The sequence below is a fragment of the Streptomyces sp. MS19 genome, assembly GCF_047200595.1.
In the GTDB taxonomy this organism is placed as follows: Bacteria; Actinomycetota; Actinomycetes; order Streptomycetales; family Streptomycetaceae; genus Streptomyces.
Genome location: NZ_JBJZOH010000109.1, coordinates 1 through 442, shown reverse-complemented (window position 1 = coordinate 442; position 442 = coordinate 1). Strand labels below are relative to the sequence as shown.

General features: G+C 67.0%; 1 pseudogene. It reads right to left on the bottom strand.

The window, feature by feature from the left end:
- A pseudogene (locus ACL02R_RS30090) lies at positions 1-414 on the bottom strand (hypothetical protein); the annotation flags it as partial.
- Positions 415-442: the final 28 nt, after the last annotated feature.

The following is a 442-nucleotide window of genomic DNA, read 5'->3' as shown; positions in this document are numbered from 1 at the left end:
CGGTGGTTCCCCAGTGGACTGCGGCGGCAGCAGACCGGTGGCGGAGTCCCCTGGAACCGAGTCCAGTGAAGTACCGATTCGGTCGTCCCCGAGTGGTGGGTAGTACGTCGGTGGGATCGGCTCGGTCGCCCCCGGGCCGTAGGGCGGGAGGAAAGAGTTCATCCCCGGCCGCGTACCGGACTGCGTGAACCTTCCCGTATCCGCCTGGCCAGCGCCATTGACACCGCCCGGCGCCGTTCCGGACTCTCCGCTCGTGTCGTAGCCGGAGGCGTCGTACAGGCCTGTGGTCGTGGGCGGTGCGGGGTCGTAATCAGCGACACCTTTGAGGTTGACGTAGGGCAGTGTGAACTCTGGTTCCCAGGCTCGCTGGAGTCTCTCGGCTGCCACCCGGTAGTTGGAGGCGAGGCGTTCCATGACGCCGATGGCTTCCTGGCGGTTGAGC